At 46.6% G+C, this 12241-nt stretch carries 10 protein-coding genes and 1 pseudogene; 1 reads left to right on the forward strand and 10 read right to left on the reverse strand.

Annotated features, from left to right (window positions below; genetic code table 11):
• Window positions 1–71: 71 nt before the first annotated feature.
• Window positions 72–560 carry a cell wall elongation regulator TseB-like domain-containing protein gene (locus BLV33_RS06695; protein WP_090789431.1) on the reverse strand — a complete coding sequence of 163 codons (489 nt, stop codon included), beginning with the start codon at window positions 558–560 and terminating at the stop codon, window positions 72–74.
• Between the two features lie 13 nt (window positions 561–573).
• Window positions 574–1869: an amidohydrolase gene (locus BLV33_RS06700; RefSeq protein WP_090789433.1), complete on the reverse strand. Its 1296-nt coding sequence runs from the start codon at window positions 1867–1869 to the stop codon at window positions 574–576.
• 256 nt (window positions 1870–2125) lie between these two features.
• On the opposite strand from BLV33_RS06700, the gene BLV33_RS06705 reads away from it, so the two are divergent.
• Window positions 2126–2755, forward strand: coding sequence for a DUF47 domain-containing protein (locus tag BLV33_RS06705; protein WP_090789435.1), 630 nt, complete (start codon window positions 2126–2128; stop codon window positions 2753–2755).
• Window positions 2756–3172: 417 nt separating this feature from the next.
• Here BLV33_RS06705 and BLV33_RS29895 read toward each other — a convergent pair whose 3' ends face one another.
• From BLV33_RS29895 to panB, 8 genes and pseudogenes are all read right to left on the reverse strand, one after another.
• Window positions 3173–4906 (reverse strand): transglycosylase domain-containing protein, encoded by a 1734-nt coding sequence (locus BLV33_RS29895; RefSeq protein ID WP_366414848.1) that lies wholly within the window; start codon window positions 4904–4906, stop codon window positions 3173–3175.
• A gap of 57 nt (window positions 4907–4963) precedes the next feature.
• Window positions 4964–5658 (reverse strand): annotated as a pseudogene (locus tag BLV33_RS30635) (biosynthetic peptidoglycan transglycosylase); the annotation flags it as partial.
• Between the two features lie 165 nt (window positions 5659–5823).
• The gene (locus tag BLV33_RS06715) at window positions 5824–6444 is read right to left on the reverse strand and encodes a redox-sensing transcriptional repressor Rex (RefSeq protein WP_090789437.1); all 621 of its coding nucleotides are present in this window, start codon (window positions 6442–6444) and stop codon (window positions 5824–5826) included.
• On the reverse strand, window positions 6377–9304 hold the full coding sequence (gene dinG / locus BLV33_RS06720) for an ATP-dependent DNA helicase DinG (RefSeq protein WP_090789439.1): 2928 nt from the start codon (window positions 9302–9304) through the stop codon (window positions 6377–6379). The genes BLV33_RS06715 and dinG overlap by 68 nt, the downstream gene beginning before the upstream one ends.
• Before the next feature lie 77 nt (window positions 9305–9381).
• Complete coding sequence (locus tag BLV33_RS06725) at window positions 9382–9972, reverse strand: tetratricopeptide repeat protein (protein WP_090789441.1); 591 nt, start codon at window positions 9970–9972, stop codon at window positions 9382–9384.
• Window positions 9973–10002: 30 nt separating this feature from the next.
• Entirely contained in the window at window positions 10003–10386 is a 384-nt protein-coding gene (gene panD / locus BLV33_RS06730) for an aspartate 1-decarboxylase (RefSeq protein WP_090789443.1), read from the reverse strand.
• 5 nt (window positions 10387–10391) lie between these two features.
• Window positions 10392–11315 carry a pantoate--beta-alanine ligase gene (gene panC, locus BLV33_RS06735; protein ID WP_090789445.1) on the reverse strand — a complete coding sequence of 308 codons (924 nt, stop codon included), beginning with the start codon at window positions 11313–11315 and terminating at the stop codon, window positions 10392–10394.
• A gap of 6 nt (window positions 11316–11321) precedes the next feature.
• Complete coding sequence (panB, locus tag BLV33_RS06740; RefSeq protein WP_090789447.1) at window positions 11322–12176, reverse strand: 3-methyl-2-oxobutanoate hydroxymethyltransferase; 855 nt, start codon at window positions 12174–12176, stop codon at window positions 11322–11324.
• Window positions 12177–12241: the final 65 nt, after the last annotated feature.

The raw sequence follows: 12241 nt of genomic DNA on the forward strand, positions 1-12241 counted from the left end.
TATATACAAAGAGTATATCACATTTTCTATACGATTGTGAAAGAAATCTGTGGCAAAAAATAAAACTCAGCCTAATGCAGGCTGAGTCGATACGTATCTAAATATGTCCCATCTTGAAAATTGTAATAATCATAGAAGTATCGGGTACCTGTATCCAGCTTCTTTTTATAAAAAACTTCCCAAATATATTTGCCTTCAATCATACCAGGCATCACGCGGAGCAACTCAATACTCGGATCTTTCTTCAGTACCATAGTGCGCACTTGCTCCTCAGTAAATCCTTCTGCCGCCATTTCAGAATGAACGTCATTATCTGAAACCCACACGATCACCTTTTGGCCGATTTTATCTTCTCCGAAAATAATTTTCATAGGTTTGTCACCATAGAAAGCTTCAACCTTAGTAGCTTTTGCCAAAATAGACTTCTGATAGGCGGTTTCAACCGCGGAAGCTCCATCGGCCCAATGCTCATGCTGAACGTTCATATAGAAACGGCTGAGAAAAAAAATCAAAGTGACCAGGATGAAAATACCGATAACCGTTACTCTTCTCCAAGTCAAGTTGTTTCAGCTCCTAACCAATCAGTTTGTCAAAGCAAAGCTCGAATTCACGTTTGATTCGTTCCTCATCCAGAGTCAGGCATTCGCCTCCGCGGACAATCCATTGACCATCTACACACACATCAGTCACATCTTTGGCTGACGCCGAGTAAACAATATGTGAAACAAAATCCGTTTTGGGCAGAAAATGCGGTTGATCCAGATCAAGCGCGATAAAATCGGCTCTCATTCCAGGCTTTAGTTGCCCCAAATTCTCGAGCCAAAGAGACTCAGCTCCGGTAAGAGTTCCCATCTTCAAAGCTTCTTTGGCTGGGATCGCGAGCGGATCTCCGGTCGCACCTTTGTGAATTAGCGCAGCTAAGCGCATTTCTTCAAACATATCCAAATTGTTGTTGGATGCTGCCGAATCCGTACCTAGGGAAACCTTTACTCCAGCAAGCTGAAGATCCTGCACACGAGCGATCCCGCTCGCCAACTTAAGATTGCTGCCGGGATTATGAGATACATTCACTTTATGCGCAGCCAGAATAGCAATCTCATCGTCTGTCAAATGAACGCCGTGAGCTATCAGAGTCGGTCTGGTAAACACTCCACACTTTTCCAAATGCGCAGCTGGTCTTAAACCGTATTGCTGCTCATTAAAAAATACCTCACGCGACGTTTCGGACATATGCGTATGTATAGGTAAATTCAAATCATGCGCTGCCTGCACGAACCTTTCAATATAATCAGGCGGGCAAGTATATGGAGAATGCGGTGAAATCATGGTTGTAATTCGGCCATCTGCAGCACCATGCCATTCTTTGGCAAATTCCGTCGCTTCCTTCAGCTTGGCATCCTGAATATCCGGAGGACATATTCCAATGACTCCGCGACACAAGCTTCCCCGCATTCCGGATTGCTCCACGGCCTTGGCTACCTCATTCATATGATCATACATATCCACAAAAGTCGTTGTTCCGCCTTTAACCATTTCCAGAATCGACAGTAAGGTTGCCCACTTAACATCATTAGCCGAAAATTTGGCTTCCATCGGCCACATTTTTTCTTCTAGCCAAATTTGCAGCGCCAGATCGTCACCATAGCCGCGCAGCAAAGACATAGCCGCATGTCCATGTGTGTTAACCAAACCAGGCATATACAGCTTATTGCTGCCGTTCACTACGTCATCATATTGCTCAATCGGCTCGGGAATATGGTCGCCTAGATAGGCGATGCGATTACCCTCTATAACCATACAGCCTTTTATCAAAGGGGCTGTTTCATCTACCGTAACGAAAATACCGTTCGTAATTAAAGTTTTTTTCATGGTATGTATAGACCTCTCTCTGCGCGCGACTTGGCTCAAAATATCATCTTTTCCAATGTACAACTTCACGCCTGTAAAATCAAGAATTCCCTTATACATTACCAAAATGTTATGATATTTTTAAGATTGTGAGTTTTCTACATATTTTTGATTGTTTTTGAGTACAAATTTATGAATATTATGTAAAGTTTATTAAATACTCAGCAGATGCATGAAGATTAGTAAGTACTCTGCCGAACATTTTAAGGAGGCCGAAATGACCCCAATCTTTGCCAGAAAAGAAGAAACTGATTTTCTCCAATTGCTGATCCAAGCCGCAGAAATTGCGCTTGAATCCGCGCAAATGTTCCGGATTGCGATGATGGGAGAAAAGCCGCCAACAGCTTATGTGGAAACCATTAGGAATTTGGAGCACAAAGCCGATTCCATCACACATCAAATTTTCAAAGGTTTAAATAATAAAGGGTTCAAAACGCCTCTGGACAGCGAACATATCATGGAGCTGGCCTCTAAGCTGGATGATGTGACGGATGGGGTCGAAGCTGCAATTGCCCGGTTTGATTACTTGAATATTGACAGCTCTGATGATGTCATGAAAGAATTTTCGGCTGTCCTTGTGTCCTCATGCCAACATATTCTCGATGCATTCAAGCTGCTCTCCAAGAAAAAATATATGCAAATAACCGAGCATACAGTGATCATCAACAGCCTTGAAAATGAAGGTGACCGTTTGATGCGTGAAGGAATCCGACAAATTTTCCTGGCTAAAAGAGACCCTTACCAGGATTTTAACCTGAAAGAAATATATGAACGCTTGGAACAAACCACCGACGCCTGCGAAGACGTAGCCAATATTCTGGAAACTGTTGTTCTTCGTTACTCATGAGGATCAACAAGGGGGATAGATAGGCAACGACGGTATAAAGTTTGGGTTAAGGCGGCTAAAGGTGAGGTATGGGATGGTGGTAACAGTAGCTTGATTGTGATAAGACGTATTTTACGTCTACTAATGGAGATTTATAGGGTAACTTTCGGAATAAGACGTATCTTACGTCCTAATCGCACGAAATATTGAGAAGATTGGTAGAAAACTATGAATTAAGCCGTATTTTACACACTACTAATGTAGGACCATTTATTATCGGGTGATTTAGATGTATTTTACGCCTTTTTTTCGAAGCAAGAAATTGGAGCCTCTGCGAGAAGAGCCACATGCTATGAAAGCAAAAGTCTAACAAAAAAGGGCGTTCCATCTGCCATTTTCATGGCCTTTGGAATAGCCCTTTTGTATGTTTGCTGTTTCTCAGCGGACATTGCCGCCAGGTGTGCTGCTTGGCGCCGAACTGCTGGCGCTCACGCCCGATGGCACCGGTGTCGCCGAAGGCTTCGGTGAGGTCGAGGCTTTCGGCGTTGTTGACGCTGGCGGAGGCGACGCCACAGGCGTATTCGTCGGCGCCGCAGATGGCTTCGGTGTCGCCGACGGTGTCGCTAGCGGTGTAGCTGACGCCGCGGCGCCTAGTCCCGTACCGCTTCCTGCTCCCGCACCTGCTCCTGCGCCCCCCGCTCCTTCCCCGCTTCCCGTACCTGCGCCCGTTCCCGCACCGGCTCCCGTACTTGCGCCAGCTCCCGCACTAGCTCCAACCCCTCCGCCGTTGTCAGGCATCTGTGTCGGAGTCCCCGTAATCGGGCTGACGCTTGGTGACGGGCTTGCCGATCCTGTGTTGATCGGCGTCAGTACATCTTTAGATACCGTTGGCGCATCCTGCTTTGCAAAGGCCATCATCGTCGCGAGATATTCCGCTGATGGATTGATCCGCTTAATCTCGCCATCCGGCAATCGATACCCGTTGGGCATAGCGAAGGCAGTGGCTTGCTTATCCTTCACAACCTGGCTGATCACTTCCTTAAAGATCGCCGCCGGGTACTTGCCTCCGGTTGTTGTCAAATAATGATCCCGATTGGTATTTGTATAGCCCAGCCAAACTGCAGCCACCAGCTCCGGTGTATATCCGACGAACCATGCGTCCTTGGAACCGTCTATCTGGTTTACTTTCTTGTCCTTAAATTCCGCTGCATCGGGTAGCTGCGTCGTTCCGGTTTTACCGGCTACCGGCCAGTTCATATTCGCATTCATCCCAGTTCCTTGAGTTACAACCTTCTGCAGCATAGTCGTCATCGTGTAAGCGACGGATGGATCCAAAATCTTGCGATTTACCGGTGCTGCCTCTTTGATAGTCTTTCCGTTCCGTGTGACAATTTTTATAATGGCATATGCCTCGGACAGCTCACCGGAATTGGCGAACATGGTGTAGGCTTGAGCCATGATAAGCGGAGAAGTGCCTTCCTGCATTCCGTCAAGCGCCAAGCCGAAGGTACGGTCGCCTGAAGTCAAAGGAATCCCCGCCTGTTTGACCATATCCATTCCTTTAGTAATCCCAACTTCTTTCAACATGGCCACCGCGGGTACGTTGTAGGATTGAACCAATGCTTCCTCCATGGTTACCCAACCATGAAATTTATCTCCGTAATTGTTTGGCTTATATCCGTTAAAGTCCGTTTCTTCATCGTCGATCAAATCAGTCGGCTTAAAGCCCTGAATCAGGGCAGGTGCATAGGCGACTATCGGCTTAAGCGATGAACCGGGTTGACGCTTTAATTGCGTTGCCGCATTAAACCCGCGGAATATGCGATCTTTGCTCAATCCCCTGACTAATCCGCGAATAGCTCCCGTTTTCGCATCAAGGATGGCGATTGCGCTCTGAAGTCCACCCTTGTCCTCCGGAACCATTTTCGGATTGCTGTATACCGATTCAGCGGCATCCTGGACTTTCGGATCCAGATTTGTATAAATCTTGAGGCCGGAGGTAAGTACTTCCTGTTCACTTAATTTAAATTTATCGGTTGCTTCATGGATGACATGATCCACATAGGAAGGGTATTTATTCGTTTCAGCCAAAATCGATTTGTCGGCCAGACGTATGGGTTCAGCTGTAGCTTTATTGCGCTGATCTGCAGTAATGCGTCCCTGATCAGCCATCAGATTCAGCACCAGATTCCGGCGGTCTTTGGCTTTACCGGGATTATCAACCGGAGAATAGTTGTTTGGAGCCTTCGGTAATCCAGCCAACATTGCGGATTCAGCCAATGTAAGCTCGGAGGCGTCTTTGCCAAAATAGATCTGTGCAGCCCTCTGAATCCCATATGCTCCTTCGCCATAGTATATGTAATTCAAATACATTTCCAATATTTGTTTTTTGCTGTAGTTCTGCTCTATTTTTACGGCAGCAATGGCCTCATTGACTTTGCGGGAGAGTGACTGCTCAGAAGAATAAGCATAAGCTTGGCCAATTGCTGGGTGATGGTACTTCCCCCCTGCACCACCGTATGATTTCGCAGATTGGTGTATAAAGCACGGCCAAGACCTTGTAAATCCACACCTTTATGCTCATAAAAGCGTGAATCCTCTACGGAAACAATGGCGTCTACGAGCGATTTTGGAAACTTGTCATAGGGCAGGTACTCCATGCGCGAATTGCTAATCTCTGTAACAACATTGCCATTGACATCATAAATCACAGTCGGGCTCGGCGGTTCCTTGCCCAGCTTGGATATGTCCGCATGGTCATACATGGCTACAGCTGTCTTATAAGCCCATCCTCCAGCCGCAAGAAATACGATAAAGAGGAACAAGCTGCAGATGCCAACCACCTTCAAGAAGGTTCTAAGCATGGGTTTTTTCTTTGCTTTTTGGGTTGCCTGTGTTTGTTTGCCTTCTTCATTCTGATTCATGTCCAGCCCCCGCAGTACTTGGATGTGAATGCAATCTCTTTAATCGTCATTACCACGAAACAAAGGAGGCCAAACATGGAGTAATCCATTATGGAAATTCAACAAAAAAAACCTAGCCTTACACGCTTGGCAGTGTGTAGGCTAGGCTAATTATTAAAAGCTACTTCAATCCAGATAATAAGCCAAGCTTTGCAGCTCGGTAGTGAAATCCGCATGATGCACGCGGACTTCGCCCGGCACCTTAATATTGATGGGTGCAAAGTTCAGAATGGCCTCGGTACCTGATTCAATGAACTGATTTGCGACATTTTGCGCTTCCAATGCAGGAACCGTAATTATCCCGATTCTTACATTCAGCTTCTTTATCGTCTCACGGAGCTCCTCCATGGGCTGTACGATCAGGTTATTGATCGTTTCCCCTACTTTACCGGGTGAAGCATCAAATACAGCAACGATTTTCATCTGATCATTTAAATAAGCATTATAATTGCATAAGGCGCGGCCCAAATTTCCCGCTCCGACCAAGGCTACTGGTATTTGCTTGTCCAGCTTCAATATCTGGCGGATTTTCTCAATCAGATAGGCGACATCGTAACCGATGCCCTTCTTGCCAAACTCGCCAAAATAAGCCAGATCCTTGCGGATTTGCGCGGGATTCAGGTCCAACTTCAGGCCCAAATCCTGCGAAGAAACGGTATTTATGTTTTTCATCGTCAGCTCATTCAGAAACCGCAGGTAGATCGGCAGCCTTCGAACTACCGCTTCGGATATTTTTATTGTTTTCATGGCTTTTTTCACCCATCCATTCCTGGATTCTTGGTACCATCTGCTCGGTATTCATGTGCTCGATCTTGGGGCCAGGCAGTGAATACAAGAAATATTTGCCGTACTGTGTGTCTATGACGCGGGTATCATAAATGATGACAACGCCTTTATCCGACGCTCTTCTCACAAGCCTTCCGAAGCCCTGCTTGAATCGAATGACCGCCTGCGGTACCGAAAACTTCATAAACGGATTCTCATTGCGCTTCTTAATATTCTCGCTTTTGGCCTCAACTAAAGGATGGTTGGGCGGCTGAAAAGGCAATCTTACAATGGCCAAGCAGCTTAATGCGTCTCCCGGGATATCGACCCCTTCCCAAAAGGAGCTTGTGCCCAGCAGAACACAGGAATGGTTATCCTGGAACAGCCGCGTTAGCTTGCTGCGATTGCCGCTGTCCACGCCTTGCCCCAAAACACTGATGGAATGCGGCTGAAGCCGTTCCTTCAAACCAGAATAAATCTGCTTCAGCATTCGGCTTGAAGTAAATAATACAAGCATTCGCCCATGAGTAGCTAGAGCTACCTCACTTAAAGAGTCAATCAGAGCTTTAATAAATACTTGGTCTCCCATGGAACCCTTGATTCCCGGAAAATCTCTGGGGATACAAACAAGCGCTTGCTCTCTATAATTAAAAGGTGAAGGCAATTGAACCGTTCGAACTTTGCCGCCTTTTTCTTCATTCTCGGGAATTTGCAGCCCTAATTGATCGGCCGAGTATTGGAAGGAACGATTCACGGATAATGTCGCCGATGTCATCACAATACTGTCTTTAGTGTCAAAGAAGTGCTGCTGCAGAAGTGAGCTGACATCAGTAGGAACACTGATCAATTGCAAAGATTTCGACTTGGAATAAGCTCCGGCTTCCATCCAATAAACATAAGCCTTATCCGTCATTTTCATAAAGAAATGCAGCGCGTCTCTGTGTCCATAGAGTTCTTTGAGAATCCCGCCCAAATCTGTAATCAAGCTCTGTACTTCATATTTGTCCTGGACATCCTTGATTTCATTAACCAGCTTTTCAAGAATGCGAACAATCTCACTGGCATTCAGGAAAATGCTTTCTTCCATGATCAAAAGTTCGGGCCACATTTGCGGCAGATGATCCTCCCTTACACGAAGCACAAATTGACCGGACTCCGATTGGGAGGCATCGCTTTTGGAGGAAACAAGCTCATAGAGGCTCTCACTCAAACGATCCCATTCTTCTTTAATCAGTACAACCTTTGGATATAGAGTATCTATGACCTGGCACCATCCAGCCGCTCGCTCTTCCTCCTCAAACTTTTGCAGCCGGAAGCGCAGCATGGGCAGCTGACCGCTTCGATTGTCCTTATAGAGCCACTGCAGGGTATGAAGAAACGCCGAAGAATGGAGTTCTATCCCCAAATGCTTGCTAGCCACTTCTTCAAAATGATGAGCCTCATCAATGATCAGATTCTTATATTGCGGAAGCAGCCGGCCTTCCGCTTTCATGTCCGTAAACAGCATGGAATGATTGGTTATGACTAAATCAGCTGCATTTGCATCATTTCGAGCCCTGTGATAAAAGCACTTCTTGAACCAGGGACACTGCCTGTTCAGGCAAGAATCCGTATCGCTGGCGACCGTATGCCAAAACTGCCGCCCTTTATTGCCAAAATGAATCTCTTCCTCGTCCCCGTTCTTGGTTTCGCCAAGCCAGACAACCATCTGCCCCGCAGTAATCGGATCCTCTTTGCCATTCTCATAATCTCTCATACTCAGCTTATTCTCAAATTTGCGCAGGCACAAATAATGGCTTCTCCCCTTAAGCACGGCTGCTTGGAAGGGCACCGGGAATATCTCGCTAAGCAAGGGAATATCCCGCTCGCGCAGCTGTTCCTGCAAATTAATCGTATGTGTACTGACAATCACCTTTTTGTCATGCTTGAGTCCATAGTATAGGGAGGGGATTAGATACCCGAGCGATTTGCCAGTCCCGGTACCTGCTTCAATCATCAGATGCTGCTCGGACTCCAGTGAATCCTCAACCTCTTGAACCATCTGCTCTTGCGATACCCGGTCTTCATAAACTTCAAATTTATCTTGAAGAGACTTTTTTATGTCTTTATAAAAATCAGGAAATGGGGTCTCCAGAGCCTTTAGCGTCTCCTCCTCCCGCTCCGATTCCTCTTCGCCCCAGTCTCCAACATTCACCGTAAATTGTCTGAAATATCGATGTGTGTCCATATCTACAGCTGTTTCTGCTTCTTTAAATGCGCGAATTTCATCCATAAACCAACCCAAATCACTGGCATCCGGCTCAAAAATCTGGCTTAATCTTTGTACACTCAGCAGCGGCAGACCCACCAAACGCTGCATGCAAATGATCCACAGCTCGGCTGTAACTTCTGCATCGCTATCCGCTTGATGGGGTCTGTCATGATGAAGCCCGAAGGTTCCTGCAACCATGCCAAGCTGAAAGCTGGTAAGCGATGGAAATAAAATGCGCAGCGCATCGATGGTATCCAGGACTCTTCCTTCAAAAGCTGGAAAACCGCTGCTGATCAAGCCTTTCTGCAAAAATCCCAGATCGAATGGGATATGATGCCCAACCAGCACGCAGTCAAATAAAAGCGGAAACATTTCGGTCATCACTTGATCAAGAACCGGTGCATGCTCAACCATCTCGTCCGTGATACCGGTTAAAGTCGTAATCAAAGAAGGTATACAAATCCCCGGATTGACCAAGGAAGTATACCTGTGGACGATTTCAAAGCCATCTATGATAACGAGCCCGACCTGAATAATTTCATCGGCGGCCTGGCTCCCCGTCGTTTCAAAATCCAAAACTGCAAATTTCACTTTATACCTTCAATCCCTTCGTTATCCCCTTTTCCTAGCATACCAAATTCCTTTGGCAAAAGGGAATAGCTAAGATCTTATTCCTCCAAATGAAGAAATGATTCCATCGTGGTGGGATCATGATGGTACGCCTTTTTGAAATATTCATACGCGATTTGCATATTTTTATTCTGAACCTGAATGCATCCCATGGCATTGTAGGAAATTGCCTTCATCTTTGTGTTATCCGTCAGCGGCAGCAAGAACTGAAAATGGCGGTAAGCCTCATGAAAGTCGCCTTTACGAAGATAACCCATGGCCAAATAAATACGGGCCAATAAAAAATCAGGCTGCAGCCGAACGAGCGCTTCAAATTCATCTATGGCCTGATCGTACATAAACAACTTGTAATAGCCCTGCCCTTTTGAAAATTCGGAGGTCATCTTGCCGGACAGCTCGAGCTCAAGCAGCTCCTCATGTAAATGTTGGGCTGTCTTCGGCAGTGCTCCATAAAAAGTTCCCAGCTTCTCTTCGAATAAAAGCCAGCTTTCGATACATTCATCGCTCATCGCCTTCAGAACCTGAAGCTGCTCCTCAAGCGCCGCTTTTTCCTCGCCGACTGAATTGGGATATCCGCTCAGAATTTCATCCAACACCTCGTTCATGGTGGAAAAAACATGCTTGAACATGCTGCACCTCGCTACAACCAGAGTTTGTATTCACATCACAGTCGAATGGATTTCTTCTTTAAGCAGCTGCGCGACCTGATTACCCGCTCCCATTATGGCAATCGTCGGTTGATGCTTCCTCGCTTCTTCCTCCGTCATCATGGCATAGGACACGATGATAATCGTATCGCCCGTTTGAACCAGTCTTGCTGCTGCGCCGTTAAGGCATATGACCCCCGAGCCTCGAGGACCTGGAATAATGTAGGTTTCAAGTCTGGCTCCGTTATTATTATTCACTATTTGCACTTTTTCATTAGGGTACATATCGACAAGATCAATTAAATTTTCATCAATGGTAATACTTCCAACATAGTTCAGGTTGGCTTCGGTAACGGTGGCGCGGTGGATTTTGGATTTCATCATCGTTCTAAACATAACAATCACTTCCTCAAGGAAATTAGTTGATTATCGATGAGATCGGACTTGCTGAATTTGTTGGAAAATAGCTGATTATCGATAAGTCTGGCCTTGCTGAACTTGACGGCTAACGCGACAATCACTTGATCGCTTTCCAGTTCATCACTTCTTTTGAAAGGCTCTAATGAAGGATAGGCTAATACCTCGATATAGTCGATCTCACCGAGCGAAGCTGTGCGAATATGGTTACTGATTTCACTCATAAGCTCTTCAGCTGAGAACTGCGGATGGTCCCTGATAAAATCTGCTGCAATAGCTAAGGATTGAGACAGCACCAAGGCTTGTCGCCGCTCAGCTTCGCTCAAATACACATTTCTGGAGCTCATCGCCAATCCGTCGGCTTCCCGCAGTGTCGGACATGGGACAATGTCCACAGGGAAATTCAGATCACTCACCATCTGCTGAATCACGGCTATTTGCTGAGCATCCTTTTGCCCAAAAAAGGCTTTATCCGGCTGTACAATATGGAACAGTTTACTTACAACCGTGGCCACTCCATCAAAATGCCCAGGCCTCGTAGCACCGCACAGCCTTGCGGTCAATCCGCTGACAGATACAGTTGTTTTCATGGGTCCGGGATACATTTCTTCAACGGAAGGCGCAAAAACGATATCGACACCCTCGGCTTCCGCCAAATGCAAATCACGCTCGGCATCCCGCGGATATTTATCAAAATCTTCATTCGGCCCAAACTGCAGCGGATTTACGAATATACTAAGCACAACGATATCGGTCTGCGCTTTGGCTGCCTTGATCAAGCTTGCATGTCCTGCATGCAGAAAGCCCATTGTAGCAACTAAACCAACTTTCACCCTATCCGGGCCTTGATTCAGCCGATGACTTGCAAGACAGTCTCTAAGCTGTGAAATGCGTGTGATCACTTCCATGACAGTCTACTCCTTGTCCCCATTTAAGTATTGGATCACATCATGATCCATATGAAATGAATGCTCGGGACCGGGAAATTGGCCGCTTCTGACTTCATTTGCATACGCCGCAAGCCCGTTTCGAATAGTTTCCCCAATCTGGGCATAAGCCTTGACAAACTTTCTGGGAGCGCTGGTTGAACCATACTCGAGTAAATCATGAAAGACCAATACCTGTCCATCACAGCTCACACCGGAACCGATGCCGATCGTAGGTATGGACAGCTCCCTGGAAATCCAGGCTGCCAGTTCTTCCGTCACCAGCTCCAGGACAATCGCAAAGGCTCCCGCCTTCTCAAGCGCCTTAGCGTCTTCCAGCAGCTTCTTGGCCTGCTCGGAGCTTTTCCCTTGAATCCGGTAACCGCCTAACTGATGCACAGACTGCGGCGTCAATCCGATATGCCCGATCACGGGGACTCCAGCTTGCGTAATCGCTTGAACCGTAGAAGCTATCTCCGCACCGCCTTCAAGCTTGACCGCTTTGGCATGGCCTTCCTGCATCAATCGAGCTACGCCGGCCAGCGTATGATCCAAGCTTCCGTGATAAGTAAGAAACGGCATATCCGCCACAATGAATGTAGAAGCTGCGCCCCTAACCACTGATCTTGTATGATAAACGATATCGTCCAGCGTGACGGGCAATGTAGAATCATATCCAAGCACTACGTTCCCCAAAGAATCTCCGACCAAAATGACATCAATTCCCGCTTCCTCCGCCAGCTTGGCTGAAGGGTAATCATAGGCTGTGACCATCGTGATCTTTTCCCCGTCCTGTTTCATTCTTCTCATGCGGGCGGTCGTAAGCGCCTTGCGCTGATCCATAGCAATCTCCCAGCTTTCCCATAAAATAAAAATACCTTTTAGCCGACAGCTAAAAGGAACCTATG

Origin of the sequence: Paenibacillus sp. GP183, from assembly GCF_900104695.1 — a bacterium.
Taxonomy (GTDB): domain Bacteria; phylum Bacillota; class Bacilli; order Paenibacillales; family NBRC-103111; genus Paenibacillus_AI.

Bases quoted from the DNA above. Each gene is read 5' to 3' on its own strand.
- BLV33_RS06700 (WP_090789433.1), bottom strand. From the start codon at position 1,869: ATGAAAAAAACTTTAATTACGAACGGTATTTTCGTTACGGTAGATGAA.
- BLV33_RS06705 (WP_090789435.1), top strand. From the start codon at position 2,126: ATGACCCCAATCTTTGCCAGAAAAGAAGAAACTGATTTTCTCCAATTG.
- BLV33_RS29895 (WP_366414848.1), bottom strand. From the start codon at position 4,906: ATGGCTGATCAGGGACGCATTACTGCAGATCAGCGCAATAAAGCTACA.
- BLV33_RS06715 (WP_090789437.1), bottom strand. From the start codon at position 6,444: ATGAAAACAATAAAAATATCCGAAGCGGTAGTTCGAAGGCTGCCGATC.
- BLV33_RS06725 (WP_090789441.1), bottom strand. From the start codon at position 9,972: ATGTTCAAGCATGTTTTTTCCACCATGAACGAGGTGTTGGATGAAATT.
- panD (WP_090789443.1), bottom strand. From the start codon at position 10,386: ATGTTTAGAACGATGATGAAATCCAAAATCCACCGCGCCACCGTTACC.
- panC (WP_090789445.1), bottom strand. From the start codon at position 11,315: ATGGAAGTGATCACACGCATTTCACAGCTTAGAGACTGTCTTGCAAGT.
- panB (WP_090789447.1), bottom strand. From the start codon at position 12,176: ATGGATCAGCGCAAGGCGCTTACGACCGCCCGCATGAGAAGAATGAAA.